Raw genomic sequence first — 17,791 nt, 5'->3', positions numbered from 1 at the left:
CCGCTGGAAAACCGCCCTCAACGAGTTCGACGTCCTCTTCGACGGTCGCCTTACCGCCACACGAGCGTAGACCGAACAGCCCACCGAAGAACCCGTAGGCCAAACACCTGATTCCTGATAGACCCTCAGAGCCTGTCGGGTGGCCGGTTGATTACGCTGCGATGAGGTCCTCGATGGTCTTGGTTCGGGCGGTCTTGCGGTGGGATTCATGGCTCCACCGTGATGGCTGCCCGGCGAGCCGGACGAGCATCAGGCGGATCATCGCCACCTTGATCATGGCCTCGGAGGTCGCGGTAAGCCGTTCGTAGTCGCGGGCCAGCCGACGGTTTCGGACCAGCCAGCCGAAACTTCGCTCCACCACCCAGCGGCGGGACAGGACCTTGAAGCCCTTGACGTCGTCGGTCCGCTTCACGATCTCCACAACGATGTCCAACGTGTCGCGGGCCCATGAAAGCAGCGTGGAATCAACGGAGTTGGCGTATCCGCCGTCGACCCACACCAGACTGACCGTGCGGAATCCCTTCGCGAGACGGGCCAGGACGATGCGGCCTTTGGCCCGGTCCTGCACGGACGCGGAGGTGACGGCAACGACCAGCAGCAGGCCCATCGTGTCCACGATCACGTGTCTCTTCCGCCCTGTCGTTCGCTTGCCCGCATCGAACCCACGCGCCTCGCCGCCCTCGCTGGTCTTGATCGACTGGGCGTCGATCACGGCGGCCGACGGCTCGGGATCGCGTCCGGCCCCGACCCGGACCTGGCGGCGGAGCCCGTCGTGGACGCGGTCCCAGGTGCCGTCCCGCCGCCACTTGGTGAACCAGCGGTGGGCCGCGTCCCAGGGCATCAGATCGCGCGGAAGCATCCGCCACTGGCAGCCCGACCGCAGCACGTAAAAGAGCGAGTCGAGCACCAACCGGTCCCCGTACTTGCGCACGCCGCCGCCTCTTCGCAGGTCACGCACGGGAAGAAGCAGCTGGATGATCTCCCACATCTCATCGGTCAGGCTGGACGGACAGCATGGGCCGCTGACGGCCTCGGAGTTTTCGCACTGGCACACACCACGTGATCATTCCGGGGCCGTCGCCATGCCCGGAGGGCAGATCGCGACCGTCACGCTTCACGCATAATCGGCCACCCGACAGGCTCTCAGCCGCAGGACCGCGTGGGTGGTGTGGTCAGCCGAGGAAGGACAGCCGGACTTGGCGTTCGGGGCTTTCCCGGTTGGAGTTCACCAGTACAACGGACTGCGAGGCCCCCAGCTCCAGCTCACCATTGACTACGGGCAGCGTGGCGTGTGGTGGTACCAGTGCCGGGAGCACGTGGTCACTGCCGTGGCCTGGACGACCGTGGCGGGCTCGCCAACGGTCGTCCGCGGGAAGAATTTCACGGAGGGCTGCCAACAGGTCATCGTCACTGCCCGCGCCGGTCTCGATGATGGCCAGGCCGGATGTCTCGTGGGGGGTGAAAACGTTCAGCAGTCCGTTTCGCCCATGAGCGACCTCCCGGAGGAACGCGGAGCATGCGTTCGTCAGGTCGTGCATAGTCTCAGTGGCGCCGGTTGCAATGTTGATGGTGCGGGTGGTGAAGGTGCCGGTCATGCTTCACCGGTACCCATCGCGGAGCAAAAGCACTAAGGGCCGGATGGGTTGTTCCTCCGGGACTCCGCCGGTAGGGGCACGTGCTCCCGTACCTGGACAGGCCCATCGCACCGTCTCATCCGAATACCGCAAGCCAGCCCTGGACTGCGGCTTCCTCCCGCCGCTGCGCGCTGAGAAACCCGTCGGTACGCGGTGAGGGTCCGACCGGCGCATGCCGGTCGGACCCTCACCGCTGTTCTGGTGGCGGCTCGCGCCTGCCCGTCGGTCAGACGGCCGCAGGGGCGCCGAGCATCACGGAAGCCTGTTGGAACGGGCTGAGGGCGCCCGTGGGCGCGGCGGTGTGGGGAAGGCCGCGGCAGGTGAAGCCGAGCTGGGTCATGGCCCGGAGGACTTCGCCGGCGCTGAAATCGCGGCGGTCCTGGCGTGTGATGACCTGGCCGACCTGCTTGACGGGGTAGGTGCGGCGGCCGATGATCACGGACTCGCCGATGACCTGCTCGGGCCTGATGCCCTTCATCGATTCCAGGACGCCGCTCTTGGTGAGGTCGAACGGGAAGCGGGCGATGACACAGCGCATGATGCCTCACAGGAGAAGAACGAAGGGGGATGGTCCTGCCGCGGTGAGGCGGTTCAGCCGGTAAGGGCGAGGATGCCCAGAGCGCTGCCTTGTTCGTCGACGACAGGCAGGGCATCGAGCCGGCGGCAGCGCATCGCGTGCTCGGCCTCGGCCATCGAGGTCACGGGCGAGGTGAACGGCCCGCGGTCGCCGAGGATGTCGCGCAGCTGAACCCGGTCCGTGTACGCGGGGCTGTCGCGGACTGCGGCGAGCTGGGCCTGGGTGACCAGTTGGGTGCACAGGCCGTCGTTGTCACAGACGAGCAGGTGCCCGGTGCGGGCGCTGGCCATGACGGACAGGGCCACCTCGACATTCATGTCGTCACAGACCTGCGGTGCGCCTGTGCCCATGGCGTCGACCGCCGTCCTGTGCACGGGGGTGGCACTCGCCGAGCGGGGCTGCATCTGAACCAGCGTCAAAACGTGCCTCCTGCAGAGATGGGTCAGTTTCCTGATCACGAAGGTTCTAGGCCGCCGCATCGAAGGTGGACTGCCGCATGGTCCCGCGCCGGGCAGCCGAAGCGGGGCTGCGTCGGCCGGGTGAGGCCGCGCCGCGCTTGCGCCGCTCGGGTACCGGCGCGGTGATCGTCACGGGAATGCCGGAGGGGGTCCGGGCGCCGGTGATCCGGCTGAGTGCCTCTTCGCCGGAGCGGACCTGGGTGGTCTGGGGCACGATGCCGGCGGCCGTCATGAGGCGGGTCATGTCGCGGCGCTGGTTGTTGGTGACCAGGGTGACGACACTGCCGGACTCGCCGGCCCGCGCGGTACGGCCGCCGCGGTGGAGGTAGTCCTTGTGGTCGGTCGGCGGGTCCACGTTCACGACGAGGCCGAGGTGGTCGACGTGAATGCCGCGCGCCGCGACGTTCGTCGCCACGAGGACCGTGACGTGCCCGGTCTTGAACTGGGCCAGGGTCCGGGTGCGCTGCGGCTGCGACTTCCCGCCATGCAGGGCGGCAGCCCGGACACCGCTGTTCAGCAGGTCCTGCGTCAGCCGGTCGACGGCGTGCTTGGTGTCCAGGAACATGATCACCCGGCCCTCGCGCGCCGCGGTCTCCGTCGTCGTCCGGTGCTTGTCGGCGCCGTGGACGTACAGCACGTGATGCTCCATCGTGGTGACCGCACCCGCGGACGGGTCGACGGAGTGGACGACCGGGTCGGTGAGGTAACGGCGGACCAGGAGGTCGACGTTGCGGTCGAGGGTGGCGGAGAACAGCATCCGCTGCCCCTCGGGGCGGACCTGGTCCAGGAGCGCGGTGACCTGGGGCATGAAGCCCATGTCGGCCATCTGATCGGCCTCGTCCAGGACGGTGATCGCGACCTGGTTCAGCCGGCAGTCACCGCGGTCTTCCCAGCCGGCCGGTCGGCGCGAGCGGAACAAGCAGCTCAAACTCGACCGCATCACCGCCGCAGCCCACGAGCTGTTCGCCGAACGCAGCATCGACAAGGTCACCACCCAGCAGATCGCCGACAAGGCCGACATCGGCACCGGCACGCTCTTCCTCTACGCCAAGACCAAGGGCGAACTCCTCCTGCTCGTCCAGAACTCCCTCTACGCCGAAGCCCTCGAACGAGGCCGGGCGGATGCCGAGAACACCCCGGACGCACTGGAAGCGGTGATGGCGATTGTCCGGCCGGTCGTCGAATGCAACCGGACCCAGGTCGACAACGGGCGCGTCTACCTGCGCGAGATGGTCTTCGGCGACCCCGCCGAGCCCCGCCACCGCGAGGCCCTCGCCATCACCGGGCAAACCGAGGAGGCCGTGGCCGCCGTGCTGTGCCGGGACGCGCGGGTCGGCGAGGCAGATGCGGCGGCGATGGCGCGCATCGTGTCCGCCGTGATGTTCCTCGCGATGGCGGCAAGTGTGAACGTCGCCGCGAGCGTCGACGAGATCATGCGCGACATCCGGGGGCAGATCGCAGTCCTGTTGTCGCGTTGATGTTGGCTGCGCAATTCTCCACCTCTCGGGCATGCGACCCGGGGAACTGACCGATGCCTGGCGCACCGGTGAAGCCGATGCGCCAGGCGCCGGCGCCCCTCTCCCGCCGACCTCCGCCGGGCCACGGGCGCTCCGCCGCCCACGAGTGCGACCAACGTGCACCCACACCGCGCCCCTGGTCAGCCGGTTTCCGTCAAGGCTGCGTGGGCCGCGGCGAGGATCTCCTCGGAGAGCGAGGAGCCCTTGGTGGCCCGGGACAGGACCAGCGCACCGAACAGGGTGCAGAGGCGGACGATGCCGTCCTGGTCGTCACTGGCGAGGAAGGCGGCGAAGTCGGCCACCCCCTCGGTGTAGACGCGACGGGCCTCGCGCCCTCCGCCCTCGCGCGCAATGTCGGTGGCGAGCGCGGCGACCGGGCAGCCGTCCGCCGGGTCGTCGCGGTGTTGGACGGAGAGGTAGGTGTCGATCAGCGCCTGCTGGGCGGCGTCGCGCTGCCCGTCGTACCGCTCGAGCCCGGCGGTGTGGCGCCGGGCGAGCTCGATGAAGGCGTGGGCGGTGGCCTCGTCGACGAGCGCCTCCTTGGAGGCGAACTGCTTGTAGAAGGCGCCGTGGGTCAGACCGGCCGCCTTCATCAGGTCGGCGACGCTGACGTGTGTGCCCTGTTCCCGGAACAGGGCGGAGGCGGTGTCCACCACCCGCCTGCGATTTTCCTCCGCCTGTGCCTGCGATACGCGGCCCATGGCCACCTCCCATTTGGATGTCGACTGGCATCTATCATAGGCCCGTGTTTAGATTGGATGCATAATCTAATTTGTTGCGGGCGTCCGACGGCGCCCGCCAGGACCAGGAGCGAGCATGGAACTGAAGAACGCGGTCGCGGTCGTCACCGGCGCCAACCGGGGGCTCGGGCGGCACCTGGCCGCCCAGCTCGTCGAGCGTGGCGCGAAGGTGTACGGCGCGGCTCGACGCCCCGAGACGGTCGACGTGCCGGGCGTCATCCCGCTGCGGCTGGACGTCACGGACGAGGCGTCGATACGAGAGGCTGCCCACGTGGCGTCCGACGCGACACTGCTGATCAACAACGCGGGCATCTCCACCGGCGCGACGCTGATCGGAGGCGACGTGGCTGAGGTGCGCCGGGAGATGGAGACCAACTTCTTCGGCCCGCTCGCCGCGACCCGATCCTTCGCCCCCGTCATTGAGAGCAATGGCGGCGGCGCCGTACTCAACGTCCTGTCCGCCCTGTCCTGGTTCCACCCGGCTGGCCTCGGCTCCTACGCGGCCTCTAAGGCCGCCGCCTGGGCGCTGAGCGACGCGACCCGTGAGGAGCTGGCGCCGCGCGGGATCACCGTCTCGGCGCTGCACGTCGGCTACATGGACACCGACATGGCCGCCGCTGTGCCCGCCGATCAGAAGGTCGCCGCCGCCGACGTCGCGGCCCAGGCCCTGTCCGGCATCGAGACCGGCCTGCCCGAGATCCTCGCCGACGAGACCAGCCGCTACGTCAAGCAGAGCCTGTCCGCGGCACCCCAGCCGAACGCGGGCTGACGCTCACCCCTCCACCCCGGCGCGACCGCCTTCCCACCCCTCATGCAAGGACAACTCATGCGTTACACGACCTTCGGCCACCGGACCGGACTGCGCGTCTCCGAGTACGCGCTCGGCACCGCGAACTTCGGCACCGGCTGGGGCGCCGGAGCCGAGCCGGACGAGGCACGCCGGATCTTCGACCGGTTCGCCGAGGCCGGCGGCACCTTCCTCGACAGCGCGGACGGCTACCAGTTCGGCGAGTCGGAGGAACTGACCGGAAAGCTGATCTCCGCCGACCGCGAGCACTTCGTCCTGGCCACCAAATTCGCCCTCGGTGCCGCCCCGCAGCCGGACATCTCCAAGACGGGCAACAGCCGCAAGAACATGGTCGCCTCGGTGGAGGCCAGCCTGAAGCGCCTGGGCACCGACTACATCGACCTGCTGTGGGTGCACTTCCCCGACGAGCTCACGCCGATGGAGGAGATCCTGCGCGGACTCGACGACCTGGTGAGCTCCGGCAAGATCCACCATGCCGCGCTGTCCAACTTCCCCGCCTGGCGCGTCTCGCGTGCGGTGACCCTCGCGGACCTGAAGAACTGGGCCCCGATCGTGGGCATCCAGCACGAGTACAGCCTCGTCGAGCGCACCGCCGACCGCGAGCTCCTGCCCATGGCCGAGAGCCTCGGGCTCGGCGCCGCCCTGTGGTCCCCGCTCGGCGGCGGACTGCTCACCGGCAAGTACCGCAGCTCCGCCGAGGGGCGCCTGAGCGATCTGGGCATGGTCATCCACACCGAGAGCACCGGCCAGAAGACCGCCGTCGTCGACACCGTCCTGGCCATCGCCGAGGAGACCGGCGCGACGCCCGCCCAGGTGGCGGTGGCCTGGGTGCGCGAGCGCGCCGCCCGCTCCGTGGCCACGCTCGTCCCGATCATCGGCCCGCGCAACCTCCCCCAGCTCGACAGTTACCTCGGCGCCCTCGACGTCCAGCTGACCGACGAGCAGCACACCCGCCTGACCGAGGTCAGCGCGGTGCCGCTCGGCGTGCCCCACGAGGGGATCTCCGCCTCCCTGGACCGCCTCCAGGGAGGCGCCGCCGACCGGATCATCGCCCCGGTCGTGCCGGTGGCCTGATGGGTGAACGCGACTGAGGACGTGGTGCGCCCGCGCCGCAGCCAGAAGAACAACACAAACTATCTCGTACTGGGAGAAGCCCGGGGCGAGCGGAGACCCCGACCTTTCACGGACGGGAAACGGAACGGAGACGACGATGAAGGCTTTCATGGTCGAGAAGTACGGCGGCCAAGCCGGGATGCGCGCCGCCGAGGTACCCGACCCCCAGGTGGGTGCCGACGACGTCCTGGTCAAGATCCACGCGGCGGGTGTCAACCCGCTGGACCTCAGGATCCGCAACGGGGACTTCAAGGCGTTCATGCCTTACCGTCTCCCGCTCGTTCTGGGTAACGACCTCGCCGGGACGGTCGTCCGGGTCGGCCCGTCCGTCACCCGGTTCGCGGTGGGCGACGAGGTCTACGCCCGGCCCGACAAGGACCGCATCGGCACCTTCGCCGAACTCATCGCCGTCCACCAGGACGACCTGGCATCCAAACCCGCCACTCTCACCATGACCGAGGCTGCCTCCCTTCCTCTGGTCGCCCTGACCGCATGGCAGGCACTGGTCGAGCGGGCACATGTGCAGCCGGGTCAGAAGGTCCTCATCCACGCGGGCGCCGGCGGCCTCGGCTCCATCGCCGTCCAGCTGGCCAAGGCGCTGGGCGCCCACGTGGCCACCACCGTGAGCACCGCCAAGGTCGACCTGGTCAAGGACCTCGGCGCGGACATCGCCGTCGACTACCGCACGCAGGACTTCGAAGAGGTCCTCGACGGCTACGACGTCGTCCTCGACAGCCTCGGCGGCGAGAACCTCGCCAAATCCCTGCGCGTGCTCAAGCCCGGCGGCATGGCCATCAGCGTCGCGGGCCCGCCCGACCCGGCCTTCGCCCGCGAACTCGGCGCGAACCCGATCCTCCGCCTGGCCATGACCGCCCTCAGCTTCAAGACCCGGCGCAGCGCCAAGCGCCACGGCGTGACGTACTCGTTCCTGTTCATGAAGGCCAGTGGAGACCAACTGCGCGAACTCACCCCCCTCATCGACGCCGGGAAGATCCGCCCCGTCGTCGACCGCGTCTTCCCGTTCGAAGAAACCCTCCAGGCGATGGAGTACGTCGAAAAGGGACGGGCAAAGGCCGGCAAAGTCGTCGTCACGATGACGTGAGGGCGGGAACGAGTCCCAGGGCACCAGTCACCTCGGACAACGAGAAGATCCTGCACCCCACTCCCCACACACCACCCCAGGACCCAGCCATGAGCGCACCGTCCAGTCCCTCCACCCCCGCCACGACGTCGTACAAGAACACGCCGAACCGCTCCGTGTCCGTGCGTGGCGTGACCTTCGCCTACCGGCAGCTCGGCCCGGACGACGGCATACCACTGATCCTCCTCAACCACCTGTCCGCAGTCCTGGACAATTGGGATCCACGCGTCGTCGACGGACTCGCCGCCCGACGCACGGTGATCACCTTCGACAACCGCGGCGTCGGCGCATCCAGCGGCTCCACACCCGACACCATCGAGGCGATGGCCCGCGACACCGTGCTGTTCATCCGGGCCCTCGGGTACGACCAGGTCGACCTGCTCGGCCTGTCGATGGGCGGCTTCATCGCCCAGGTCATCGCGGCAGAGGAACCCGATCTCGTACGCAAGCTCATCCTCGCGGGCACGGGCCCCGCCGGAGGCCCCGGCATCGACAAGGTCACCGTCCTCACTATCAAGGACACCCTCAAGGCCGTCCTGACCCGCAAGGACCCGAAGCAGTACCTCTTCTTCACCGACACCGCGGGCGGCCGCCGGGCGGCCCACGCCTTCCTGGACCGGCTGAAGGAGCGCACAGACGACCGCGACAAGGCCATCTCGCTCTCATCATTCCGTGCCCAACTGAAGGCCATCCACCACTGGGGTCTCCAGGCACCGGCCGACCTGTCGCGCATCCACCAACCGGTCCTGGTGGCCAACGGCGAGAGCGATCGAATGGTCCCGAGCGTCAATACACTCGACCTGGCGGACCGGCTGCCCCAGGGCGAACTCGAACCCCTCTACCGCGACGCCGGACACGGCGGGATCTTCCAGCACCACGACAGATTCGTCCCGCGAGCACTTGAATTTCTCGAACCGTAGCCAGACCTCAGACAGGTCCAGGGCCCCTGCCCCGCATCCGGCGAGACCGGCACCAGCAGATCCGTCCACGTGGCGCTGTCAAGTTGTTGAGTATGTCGGTGCCTGACGGCGCGTTGGGGCATGGTGGGCTTGCGGCCTGTGGTCAGGCCGTGGTGGGCCGGCTGGCAGCTTGGGTGATCTGGTCCCAGATCGCGAAGCGGACGGTCATCTCGGCTCGGTGGTCGGAGGCTGTTATCAGGTGGCGGTGAGGGCGGAAGTGGGGCGAGATGCCGCTGAACGCGGACAGGTACCGCTGGGCCCCGCCTACGGAACGGAATCCCTTATCGCGCGTTCACGCTGCCGCGTGGGCTGGTGGGAGTTCTCCGCCCGGTTGTTCAGGCCCTTGTGGGAGCGGTGTTCCACCGAGGGCATGACCTCGCGGTGCGCCGCGCTGTAGGAGCGGAGCTTGTCGGTGACGACCACCCTCGGCACCGTACGGATCTTCTTTATCAGGCGGCGGAAGAAGCGCCTTGCCGCAGCCTTGTCCCGCCGATTTTGGACGAGGATGTCGAGGATGTTGCCAATCTGGTCAACGGCCCGCCACAGATACTTCAGCTCGCCGTTGACCTTGATGAAGACCTCGTCCAGGTGCCACTTGTCCCCGGGCCGTGGCCGACGGCGGCGCAGTCCGTCGGCATAAGCCTGTCCGAACTTCAGACACCAGCGGCGGACCGTCTCGTAGGAGACGCTGATGCCGCGCTGCAGCACCAGCTCCTCCACCTCGCGGAATGACAACGGGAAGCGGAAGTACAGCCACACGCAGTGGGAGATCACCTCGACCGGGTACCGGTGCCCCTTGTACGACGGCGGCGTACTGCCCACGGACAACTCCCTCCACCATGATCAACCCGAAGATCATCCCACCCGTCAGCCAACGTGACAGTGCCGCCGATGCGGTTCTGTCGGGGCCGGGGCCGGCGCGACTGCCCGGTGATGAAGCGGCGGCGTCCGGCGTCCTGAAGCCGCCGTCGCTGCTTGCGCAGTTCCTGCTTCTTCTCCGCCTTCGACTTCGGTGTCCGGGGCCGTTTCCAGATCGGCTCCCACAGCACAGGCTCATCAAGCACGGCATTCAGCTCCGGGGCGGCTTCGCGTGCGCGGGCGAGGATGTCATCGAAACTGAGTTCTTCCGGTGTGCTCACGCAACTCCTCCTGGGGTCCGGCGCTTGAACGCGCCGCGCATCACGTACACCACGGCGACGGTTTCGACGGCGGCCAGGGCGACGTCGACGGCTGGTTCGCGCCCGCGCCCACACTGCCGCGGCCGCCACCCGCGCCCGCTCCGCCAACCGGTCGATGACGTCGGCACCGTAGGCCCGGATCGCCGAGGCCCGCCATCGCTCACGCAGCTCGGTCAGCGACAACAGCACCGTGCGCTTCGGCGGGCGCGTCCGGTCGCCGACCTGGCAGTCCAGCGCGTAGGAGGCCCGCTCCCCCGGCGGGTGCCCCTGCTTCTCCTCGTAGTCGGCCACGAGGACAGACATCGCGTCGGCGATCTGCTGACGGCGGGTCGACTGCCAGCCGATGAGCCGCTGGTCGATGCCGGCAATCTCCATGACCGGCCGTCGGCCGGGCGTCGCCTCGCGCGGCTCCCACGCTGTAGGGCCCACGTCTTCGTGCGCACCGCTTCCTGCGGAAACGCCGGAATCCAGGCTCGATGCGCACTCGTTCCGTCGGCCGGGCGTGCGCAATCCTTTGGTGCCGCGGTTGCTCGTCGGAGACGCGGCCTCGGCATCGGCGCAGGTCGGGGTCCCAGCAGGTTTCGCCGAGAAGACAAACGAAGTAGCCCCTGACCTGCGCCTGCTTGGGGGGTGAGCGCTGGATTGCGGCCGCTGCAGGCGCGCGATGTCTGGCCGCGGGCCTCCCGGTGGTCCGCGACGCGCGGCTACACGGAGATCGCCCCGGGCTGCACGGTCATCGCCGACCCCTCCGGCCCTGCGTGGCCGCTTGAGCGTCAGGGCCTCGGTGTGAGGTTGTCGGAACGGCCAGCCTCGAGTCGTGACCACTGAGGGATGGGGCGTCCGTTGCTCCGCAGTCGGACGTGATCGGCGGGCGTGCCCTGAACGCGGGGCCAGCCGGAGGGCGAGTCTTCCCACAGCTCCTGACGTCCGTACACGGTGAGGTCCATGAGTGCATAGCTGTAGTCCATGGCCTCTACGCCGCGCAGGGTCGTCCAGTAGGTCTCGAAGATGCGGTCGCCGTCCCGTAGGTAGCACACGAGGTGCATCATGCCGACATGGCGTCCGACCAGGAGCACGTCCTGGGAGGGGACTGCCGAGTACCACGGCACGTCCCAGCCCATGAAGTCGCGGTAGCGGCGGCTTGCCTCGTAGGGGCCCTGACAGAAGACCGCGTAGGTGATGTCGCGCGAGTGAAGGTAGGACAGCTCCTCAACCTGGGTGGTGACCCACGTGCAGCCTTCGCACTGCTCGGCCGCGGGGTGGCCGTGGTGCCACATGAAGTAGTAGGCGATGAGCTGGCCGCGCCCTTCGAACGCTTCGAGCAGAGTGATCGGCCCGTCGGGCCCCGTCAGCTCGAGATCGGCGGCCACCTCGACCATGGGCAGGCGCCGTCGGGCCGCAGCGATCGCGTCACCTTCCCGGGTGTGCGCCTTCTCCCGCACCCGCAGCTTGTCCAGTTCTGCCTGGAAGGTGGCCCGGTCGGCCACCGCCGGCAACGCCGACGCGCGGTCGGCCGTCCTGTTCTCCTGATCAGTCATGACCTTGTCCTTTCGTCCCTTCGCCGGCCGGCGTCCGCTGCCAAGGCGAACATGATGTCGTCACTTGCTCTGCTCAGCCTGTTTCGCCAGGCATGGTCACCGACTCCGAGCGAGTCGTAGAGGGACTCCAGGATCACATCCTTATCGATCACCGGAAGGCTGAGGCGCCTGGCCAGACTCCGTGCCAGGGTGCTCTTCCCGCTGCCCGGTAGACCTGAGATGACCACGAACGCGACGCTACTCACAGGGGTCAGTATCTCGACGCCATCAAAGGCAGGCCAACTCGGCCGCTCAGTCTCACCCATGCACTGACGTCCATCCCTCCTGAACATTTCCGAGCCCATCGACCTCCAGCTGCTGCCCAAAGTGCCGGACAAACGCTGCTAGGGCATGTATCGAGTCGTGATCAATCTGAGGGATTCGCCCTCGCGGCGGGGCCTGGACCGGTAGATGTTCTTGCATGACGCGAGTGCAACTGACGGACAGGGATTGGGAGTTCATCGAGCCGTACCTGCCGATCGGCGAGTACGGCCCGTACCCCGAGCGGCTGCGGCAGCAGTTCGAGGGGGTGATCTGGCGGTTCAAGACGGGCGGGCAGTGGCGGGAGATGCCGCAGGAGTTCGGTGCCTGGTCGACCGTCCACAACCGCTTCCGGCAGTGGCGTGACGCCGGCGTCTTCGAGGCCCTGCTGGAGGGGCTGATCGCGGAGGCCGCGAAGCGGGGCGAGGTGGACCTGTCCCTGGTCAGCGTCGACTCCACCACCGCGCGGGCTCACCACGACGCCGCCGGGATGCATCTGGACCAGGACGTCGTCGCCGCGCTGGAGGAGGCCGCCACCAAGGAGGAGAAGGCCAGGTCAAAGGGGGCGGCCTCGAAGAACAAACCGGGCAGGACGCCGAAAACGATCCCGAGCGGGAAGAGCGACGACGCATCCGGCGTCGCCGAAAACTCCGACTGAAGGCCGCCCTCCTGGGACGCTCCAGAGGTGGGCAGACCAGCAAGGTCCACCTTGCCGCCGACCGCAAGTGCCGCCCGCCGGCGTTCGTTCTGACCGCGGGACAGGCCGCCGACAGCCCGCAGTTCATCCCCGTGCTGGGGAAGATACGAGTCCGCGGGCCCGTCGGCCGCCCTACCCGGCCGGACGCGGTCGCCGGGGACAAGGCCCACTCGTCCCGCGGTAACCGGGCCCACCTGCGGAAACGTCACATCAAGGCAGTCATCCCGGAGAAGAAGGACCAAGCCGCCAATCGGAAGAAGAAGGGCAGCAGGGGCGGCCGGCCCGCCAGTCACGACGCGGACCTCTACAAAGAACGGAACACCGTCGAACGCCTGATCAACAAGCTCAAGGCCTGGCGTGGCATCGCCACCCGATACGACAAGACCCCGGACAGCTACCTCGCCGGACTCCACCTGCGCGCCTCGATGATCTGGATCAAAGACCTCACCCCGACCATCCGGTGATCACGACTCGATACACGCCCTAGATCCAGACGGACGGCACCCTTCGCGATCAGCCGCTCGTGCCGGGCCACTTCCACGTTCTGGTCGTAAACCACCAGATGGGAAGCGTGCAGCACGACCCGCACGCGTTTGTCGGATGGGGACCGAGTAGCGGTTGGTGCGGACCGGGATCTGTCCGTAGCGATCGACTCGCGGGGTGAACAGCCGGCCCGTCTCGAATGGTTCCTCGGGCAACGGCATCAGCAGCGGCTGTTCGACTGCGAAGTACTCCGCGACCGTCTTGGGCCTGGACCCGATGTGGCGGGCGTCGTCCTGCCGGTCCCACTGTTCGACCATCTCGTTCAGCTCGGCGAGCGAGGCGACCTCGGGGACGGGGGTGAAGTGGTTGCGGCGGAAGTAGCCGATCATCCCTTCGACGCCGCCCTTCTCGTGGGCGCCTTCGATTCCGGGGCGGCAGTAGAAGCTCTCGATGTTGATCCCCCGTGGGTTCACGAATTCTGAAGGGTGCTCGGGGCGAATCCACGGGTGCTGACCGGAGCTTGGCCCATATGGGCACTGCGGTTCAGGGGGTGAGCGGTCCCTGTTCGGCGGCCGAGGTGGCGACGGCGGACGTGTAGCGAAGGCTGGTCCTGGTGCCGAGAGAGAAGACGTGCGCGAGGTGCAGGGGGTCGGCACCATTGGCCAGGGCTTCTTCGAGGATGCGGTCCTGCCGCAGCCGGTCGACGCCCACGGGCAGTTCCTTGACCAGCCGGTCCATCCAGAATGTGCCCACCGCCGCTGTGGTGGTGGCCGTGTTCCTGCTGATCAGCAGGTGCGGGTTGGTGCTGTTCGGCCAGCGGCGGTGACGGTGGGCGAGGTAGTCGATGATCGCCTCGGCGGTGTAGTCGTCCAGAGGGCGGTCCAGGCCCTCGGGGTCGAGACGGCGTCCGGGCAGGTCCACCTCTTCCAGCAGCATCGAGCGGATCCGGCGGGCGGGCAGCGCATGGATGCCGGCCAGGGCGACGACCACGCGAAGAGCCGGGTCCTGCCGGGCGGCCTGGGCGACGAACTCCACCTCGTCCGTGGTGAGCGATGTGGGGATCGTGGTCGCCGGCTTGCCGCCGTTGATACCGCGCATCGGGTTGGCGAAGACCAGCCGCTCGGCCTTGAGCGTGCGAAACAGCGACCGCAGGGCACTGGCGTCGTGGGCGCGATAGGGGCGGTGGGCAAGCCAGTTGGTGATGTCGTCCCGCGTGACCTGACGCAGCGTTGCGTACTTTGCAGCGTACTCGGTCAGGAACGGCAGGATGTTCCTCAGATAGGTACCGATCGTGGCCTGGGCTCGGGGGCCGCGGCGAGGAGTCCCGTGCCGAAGGATCTTGACCCAGGTGTCCAGCTCTGCCCGAATGTCCGGGGCGAGGAATGCGAGGTGTTCTGTGCACCAGGCGTCGAAGGCGTCTGGCCGGTCATCGAGGAAGATCTCCAGGTCTTCGAACACTTCCAGGACGTGGCTGGCTGGCACTGCGGTGTGGGTGAGCTGGGCGATGGTCGAGGCCCGGATCCGCTCCCCCGGCCGGTGGACCGCGCAGAGGATCCGGATGCCGCGTCCCACTGATCCGAGGGTGCGGGGCGGCCAGCCGCGCAGTTCCGCGATCCGGGCGGCCCGGGTGCTCAAGAACGCGGACAGCTGCGGGTCCAGAAGTGGTGCTTTGCTGCTGACGCCGCGCAGGTCGCGGGGTATCTCGAAGAGTGTGAGCTCGGTCCAGTGCGGCGGAACACGGTGCAGCCGCACCTCCGATGGCCCTGACGAGGCCGGTCGCGGTGGTGGTCCGCCGCGAGATCGCAGGGTGCCGATGATGAACAGCTGGTGTCCGGTGCGGGCGGCGACCGTCAGGTCGACGCGCGTCTTGTTGTCGGGGCCGGCGATCAGGCCGGCCTGGCGGCGGCAGAGGCGGCAGATCCCGTCCAGCGCGGCGACCTCGCGTCGACAGACGTCGCAGTGGCGGTCGGTCGCTTTCGCGATGAAGCCCCAGCATGCCTTGCAGCGGGGGCGGTCGAGTCGGCCCCAGCCCATGCAGTCCCGGCAGCTGCGGGTGGCCCAGGGCCGTGATCGCCGGACGGGCGTGCTCACAGCGGCGGCCCCGAACGACCTTGTCGACGTTGGTGGGTGATCGGGGTGCCTCCGACGACCTGCTTCTCTGTCTCCGCTGTCGTGGTTTCCCGCCGGCCGGTGCTTTTCTCTGGGATGAGGAGGTCGGCTGGCGTGCAGTTCAGCACGTCGCAGATGATGTCGAGGTCGTCGAGGCGGACGGTCAGCGGTCGTCCGGACCACAGATGGGACATCTTGCCCGCCGAGATCGCCAATCCGGCTTCCGCAAGCAGGCGTTGGAGCTCTGAGGCTTTCCAGATGTCGCGCTGAGCGGCGACCATCCGCAGATTCCACTTCATCGGTTTGTCCCTCCAAAACGTTCGGTGGCGCGTTGGCCGGCGCGGATCCAGGCGTCTTCGACGTGGGACTTCTCGACGTGGACGTAGATCATGGTCGTGTTGAGCCATTCGTGTCCGAGCATCTCTTGGATGGCAACGACGTCCATGCCGTTGCGGTCGAGGTCGGAGGCCGCGAAGTGCCGCAGCAGATGCGGCGTGAGCTGGCCGGCCTGATGAGGTAAATACCGGGCGACCGTATCGGCCAGCCCGCTTCTCAGGGCGTCGTCGGTCACGGGTCTGCTGGAGCCGTCGCCGTAGCGAAGCTCGGATGGAAACAGCGGGGCACGAGGGTCGTTGACCTTGTCGTCGAACTCCCAGCGAGGCCCGGTGATCCACCATTCCAGCAGGTCGCGGGAGCCGTTGATCAGCGGGACGAGCCGTTCCTTCTTGCCCCGGCCCCGGCTGCCTTTGCCCTTGAGTAGGACTTTGCCGAAGCGGCCCAGGTCCCAGCGGACATCGCCGATCTGCAACAGGCACAACTCCGATATTCGGGGTCCGATCAGGCTGGCCAGTCGCGAGGCGGTGTAGTTCCTGGCGGCCGGTGCGTACTTGCGAGCCTCTTCCATGTCGGATCGCCAGCCGCCGAAGAGCGTGGCGATCTCGGTTTCCGGCGGCGGGATCCGCAGTCTCCCCGAGGTGCCCCCGCGGGGCCGGTTGACCTCGTCCAGCGGGGATTCGACGACGAAGCCGGTGGCGGCGTGGATGGCTGCCTTGTGGCGGAGTTCGAGGAACTCAAAGAACACCGCGAAGGCCGCCGCCTGGCGGACCTTGGTACCCGAAGCCGAGTCGCGGCGGTGCCGACCGAAGTAGCGGTCGAGATCCTGAGGCTCCATCTCCCACAGAGGCCGGCCGAACCACTCACGCAGGGCAAGGACGGGTCCGACGTCACCGCGGATGGTGCCGTCCAGGACGCCGGCGGAGGCTCGGGCGAGGACGAACTCGGCCAGCAGATCCTGCTCGAAGGCAGCGACCTCCTCGGCTGCCTCCAAGCGGAGTTCCGGTCGTAGATCGCGCACGACAGCCAATGCCATCCCGGTCCTCCCCTTCAGCTATCCGGCGACTCTGCTGCAACAGCCGAGGATACTTCAGGATTTCCGAGAAACGAGCACTAATTACCCTGTCGTATCGTGCCGGAGGGAAGGCCAGGTCAGGAAGCCATCGAGGTCACCAGCGAAGCCCAAGGGCCCTGGGAACCCACGGGAACATGGACAAAGTGCGAGCGGAAGGCGATCCACCGGTCGGTCTCCACCCTCGCCCGGTTCAGCCCCAGCACCTGGGCGACGGCCGACTTCAGGTTGTCGTAGCGGATCTTGGTCCGGGGGACACCGCCCAAAGTGCGGAGCGCGTGGACGTGGCCTTCGAAGAAGGCTTCCTGGCCGCAGGAGGCGAACACGCGGTGGACGGCCTTGCCCGAGTACGACAGCCGGAAGGAGAACAGGTAGCAGGTCACCAGCTCGCCGGACAGGCGCACGGTCACGTCACCGAAGTCGACCTCCGCCTCATGGCCGGGCAAGTGAGTCTGCGGAACGAACGCCTCCAGCGGTGCCTTGCCCGACTCGACCAGGATCTCGGGCTTCCGGCCGGCGACGTAATAGCGCACCACCCCGTAGGAGACGTCCGCCCCGTGCTCCTCGACCAGCCGGTGAAAGATCCGGGTGACCGTGTGCCGCTGCTTGCGCGGCGCTTCCAGATCCGCCCGCAGGATCTCATCAATCACCGCCTTGTACGGGTCCAGCGTGGTGGCTCGGGGCGGCAGCCTCTTACGAGGCTCCGGCCAGCACGAATCCAACGCCTTCCGTACCGTCCGCCACGTCACGCCGTGCTTGCGCTCAAGCTCCCGTATCGACATGCCGCCGCGATGGTCACGCCGGATCGCCGCGTACAGCTCGACCTTCGACATCTGCGGCATGACCAGCACCTTTCACCAAGAGCATCCCGATGCTGCCCTGGCAAGAGCCGCCATGCCTCCCAAACTCATCAACATCACCCGACCGTGGTTCTGGGCGCCTCCCAAACTCATCGACAAGTGACGTCGCTACTGCGGTTCTGGCACACATTCCGTGAGCGATCTCGAGGCGGGCTTCACCGAGTTCGTACGGCCTCCAATCGGCGCGCGTCGCGTGCCCCGCTCCTCCGACCGATGCCGGCCAGCACGGTCTTTCACGGAATGTGTGCCAGAGCCGCTACTGCTCGATAAAGCC

Annotated in this window: 17 protein-coding genes and 6 pseudogenes; 7 read left to right on the top strand and 16 right to left on the bottom strand. The window is 67.9% G+C overall.

Translation table 11 applies throughout. The features are described from left to right. Positions 1 to 151: 151 nt before the first annotated feature. From OG978_RS45470 to OG978_RS45450, 5 genes and pseudogenes are all read right to left on the bottom strand, one after another. Entirely contained in the window at positions 152 to 1,054 is a 903-nt protein-coding gene (locus tag OG978_RS45470; RefSeq protein WP_326770909.1) for an IS5 family transposase, read from the bottom strand. Positions 1,055 to 1,172: 118 nt separating this feature from the next. Beyond that, complete coding sequence (locus OG978_RS45465) at positions 1,173 to 1,595, bottom strand: YjbQ family protein (RefSeq protein ID WP_326770908.1); 423 nt, start codon at positions 1,593 to 1,595, stop codon at positions 1,173 to 1,175. A gap of 265 nt (positions 1,596 to 1,860) precedes the next feature. Then, a complete protein-coding gene (locus tag OG978_RS45460; protein WP_326770907.1) occupies positions 1,861 to 2,172 on the bottom strand; it encodes an SCO5918 family protein in 312 nt (103 codons plus the stop codon). 53 nt (positions 2,173 to 2,225) lie between these two features. Further along, complete coding sequence (locus OG978_RS45455; protein ID WP_326770906.1) at positions 2,226 to 2,630, bottom strand: CBS domain-containing protein; 405 nt, start codon at positions 2,628 to 2,630, stop codon at positions 2,226 to 2,228. A 46-nt stretch (positions 2,631 to 2,676) separates the two neighbouring features. After that, a pseudogene (locus OG978_RS45450) lies at positions 2,677 to 3,555 on the bottom strand (helicase-related protein); the annotation flags it as partial. Between OG978_RS45450 and OG978_RS45445 the strand changes: the two are divergent. Further along, on the top strand, positions 3,518 to 4,147 hold the full coding sequence (locus OG978_RS45445) for a TetR/AcrR family transcriptional regulator (RefSeq protein ID WP_326770905.1): 630 nt from the start codon (positions 3,518 to 3,520) through the stop codon (positions 4,145 to 4,147). The pseudogene OG978_RS45450 and the gene OG978_RS45445 overlap by 38 nt on opposite strands. A 179-nt stretch (positions 4,148 to 4,326) precedes the next feature. On the opposite strand, the gene OG978_RS45440 is transcribed toward OG978_RS45445, so the two are convergent. Further along, complete coding sequence (locus OG978_RS45440) at positions 4,327 to 4,887, bottom strand: TetR/AcrR family transcriptional regulator (protein ID WP_326770904.1); 561 nt, start codon at positions 4,885 to 4,887, stop codon at positions 4,327 to 4,329. A 115-nt stretch (positions 4,888 to 5,002) separates the two neighbouring features. On the opposite strand from OG978_RS45440, the gene OG978_RS45435 reads away from it, so the two are divergent. The 4 genes from OG978_RS45435 (at position 5,003) to OG978_RS45420 (ending at position 8,908) form a co-directional block, all read left to right on the top strand. Beyond that, the gene (locus OG978_RS45435) at positions 5,003 to 5,695 is read left to right on the top strand and encodes an SDR family oxidoreductase (RefSeq protein ID WP_326770903.1); all 693 of its coding nucleotides are present in this window, start codon (positions 5,003 to 5,005) and stop codon (positions 5,693 to 5,695) included. A gap of 57 nt (positions 5,696 to 5,752) precedes the next feature. After that, entirely contained in the window at positions 5,753 to 6,808 is a 1,056-nt protein-coding gene (locus OG978_RS45430; protein ID WP_326770902.1) for an aldo/keto reductase, read from the top strand. Positions 6,809 to 6,944: 136 nt separating this feature from the next. Beyond that, on the top strand, positions 6,945 to 7,949 hold the full coding sequence (locus OG978_RS45425) for an NADP-dependent oxidoreductase (protein WP_326770901.1): 1,005 nt from the start codon (positions 6,945 to 6,947) through the stop codon (positions 7,947 to 7,949). Positions 7,950 to 8,038: 89 nt separating this feature from the next. Beyond that, positions 8,039 to 8,908, top strand: a complete 870-nt coding sequence (locus tag OG978_RS45420; protein WP_326770900.1) for an alpha/beta fold hydrolase — start codon at positions 8,039 to 8,041, stop codon at positions 8,906 to 8,908. A 142-nt stretch (positions 8,909 to 9,050) separates the two neighbouring features. Here the strand turns inward: OG978_RS45420 and OG978_RS45415 are convergent. The 5 genes and pseudogenes from OG978_RS45415 to OG978_RS48725 form a co-directional block, all read right to left on the bottom strand. After that, a pseudogene (locus tag OG978_RS45415) lies at positions 9,051 to 9,769 on the bottom strand (IS6 family transposase). Further along, positions 9,718 to 10,086, bottom strand: coding sequence for a hypothetical protein (locus OG978_RS45410; RefSeq protein ID WP_326770899.1), 369 nt, complete (start codon positions 10,084 to 10,086; stop codon positions 9,718 to 9,720). The pseudogene OG978_RS45415 and the gene OG978_RS45410 overlap by 52 nt, the downstream one beginning before the upstream one ends. A gap of 20 nt (positions 10,087 to 10,106) precedes the next feature. Then, positions 10,107 to 10,542, bottom strand: a pseudogene (locus OG978_RS45405) (relaxase domain-containing protein); the annotation flags it as partial. 356 nt (positions 10,543 to 10,898) lie between these two features. After that, the gene (locus OG978_RS45400) at positions 10,899 to 11,663 is read right to left on the bottom strand and encodes a DUF899 family protein (RefSeq protein ID WP_326770898.1); all 765 of its coding nucleotides are present in this window, start codon (positions 11,661 to 11,663) and stop codon (positions 10,899 to 10,901) included. Further along, complete coding sequence (locus tag OG978_RS48725) at positions 11,660 to 11,968, bottom strand: AAA family ATPase (RefSeq protein WP_442817895.1); 309 nt, start codon at positions 11,966 to 11,968, stop codon at positions 11,660 to 11,662. Before OG978_RS48725 ends, OG978_RS45400 begins: the two co-directional genes overlap by 4 nt. A 155-nt stretch (positions 11,969 to 12,123) precedes the next feature. Here OG978_RS48725 and OG978_RS45395 point away from each other — a divergent pair. Further along, a pseudogene (locus OG978_RS45395) lies at positions 12,124 to 13,124 on the top strand (IS5 family transposase). Positions 13,125 to 13,144: 20 nt separating this feature from the next. On the opposite strand, the pseudogene OG978_RS45390 reads toward OG978_RS45395, so the two are convergent. The 5 genes and pseudogenes from OG978_RS45390 to istA all read right to left on the bottom strand — a co-directional run. Continuing rightward, positions 13,145 to 13,595, bottom strand: a pseudogene (locus OG978_RS45390) (Mu transposase domain-containing protein); the annotation flags it as partial. 91 nt (positions 13,596 to 13,686) lie between these two features. Further along, complete coding sequence (locus OG978_RS45385) at positions 13,687 to 15,234, bottom strand: hypothetical protein (protein WP_326770897.1); 1,548 nt, start codon at positions 15,232 to 15,234, stop codon at positions 13,687 to 13,689. Then, positions 15,231 to 15,551, bottom strand: coding sequence for a helix-turn-helix domain-containing protein (locus tag OG978_RS45380; RefSeq protein WP_326770896.1), 321 nt, complete (start codon positions 15,549 to 15,551; stop codon positions 15,231 to 15,233). Before OG978_RS45380 ends, OG978_RS45385 begins: the two co-directional genes overlap by 4 nt. Next, a complete protein-coding gene (locus tag OG978_RS45375; RefSeq protein WP_326770895.1) occupies positions 15,548 to 16,621 on the bottom strand; it encodes a tyrosine-type recombinase/integrase in 1,074 nt (357 codons plus the stop codon). Before OG978_RS45375 ends, OG978_RS45380 begins: the two co-directional genes overlap by 4 nt. Before the next feature lie 179 nt (positions 16,622 to 16,800). Next, a pseudogene (gene istA / locus OG978_RS45370) lies at positions 16,801 to 17,499 on the bottom strand (IS21 family transposase); the annotation flags it as partial. On the opposite strand from istA, the gene OG978_RS45365 reads away from it, so the two are divergent. Beyond that, the gene (locus tag OG978_RS45365) at positions 17,498 to 17,620 is read left to right on the top strand and encodes a hypothetical protein (protein ID WP_326770894.1); all 123 of its coding nucleotides are present in this window, start codon (positions 17,498 to 17,500) and stop codon (positions 17,618 to 17,620) included. The pseudogene istA and the gene OG978_RS45365 sit on opposite strands and share 2 nt — an antisense overlap. Positions 17,621 to 17,791: the final 171 nt, after the last annotated feature.

Source organism: Streptomyces sp. NBC_01591, assembly GCF_035918155.1.
GTDB lineage: Bacteria > Actinomycetota > Actinomycetes > Streptomycetales > Streptomycetaceae > Streptomyces.
This window is presented reverse-complemented; position numbering and strand designations above follow the sequence as displayed.

Bases quoted from the DNA above. Each gene is read 5' to 3' on its own strand.
- OG978_RS45400 (WP_326770898.1), bottom strand. From the start codon at position 11,663: ATGACTGATCAGGAGAACAGGACGGCCGACCGCGCGTCGGCGTTGCCG.
- OG978_RS45460 (WP_326770907.1), bottom strand. From the start codon at position 2,172: ATGCGCTGTGTCATCGCCCGCTTCCCGTTCGACCTCACCAAGAGCGGC.
- OG978_RS45440 (WP_326770904.1), bottom strand. From the start codon at position 4,887: ATGGGCCGCGTATCGCAGGCACAGGCGGAGGAAAATCGCAGGCGGGTG.
- OG978_RS45435 (WP_326770903.1), top strand. From the start codon at position 5,003: ATGGAACTGAAGAACGCGGTCGCGGTCGTCACCGGCGCCAACCGGGGG.
- OG978_RS45375 (WP_326770895.1), bottom strand. From the start codon at position 16,621: ATGGCATTGGCTGTCGTGCGCGATCTACGACCGGAACTCCGCTTGGAG.
- OG978_RS45380 (WP_326770896.1), bottom strand. From the start codon at position 15,551: ATGAAGTGGAATCTGCGGATGGTCGCCGCTCAGCGCGACATCTGGAAA.
- OG978_RS48725 (WP_442817895.1), bottom strand. From the start codon at position 11,968: ATGGGTGAGACTGAGCGGCCGAGTTGGCCTGCCTTTGATGGCGTCGAG.
- OG978_RS45465 (WP_326770908.1), bottom strand. From the start codon at position 1,595: ATGACCGGCACCTTCACCACCCGCACCATCAACATTGCAACCGGCGCC.
- OG978_RS45420 (WP_326770900.1), top strand. From the start codon at position 8,039: ATGAGCGCACCGTCCAGTCCCTCCACCCCCGCCACGACGTCGTACAAG.
- OG978_RS45430 (WP_326770902.1), top strand. From the start codon at position 5,753: ATGCGTTACACGACCTTCGGCCACCGGACCGGACTGCGCGTCTCCGAG.
- OG978_RS45365 (WP_326770894.1), top strand. From the start codon at position 17,498: ATGACCAGCACCTTTCACCAAGAGCATCCCGATGCTGCCCTGGCAAGA.
- OG978_RS45425 (WP_326770901.1), top strand. From the start codon at position 6,945: ATGAAGGCTTTCATGGTCGAGAAGTACGGCGGCCAAGCCGGGATGCGC.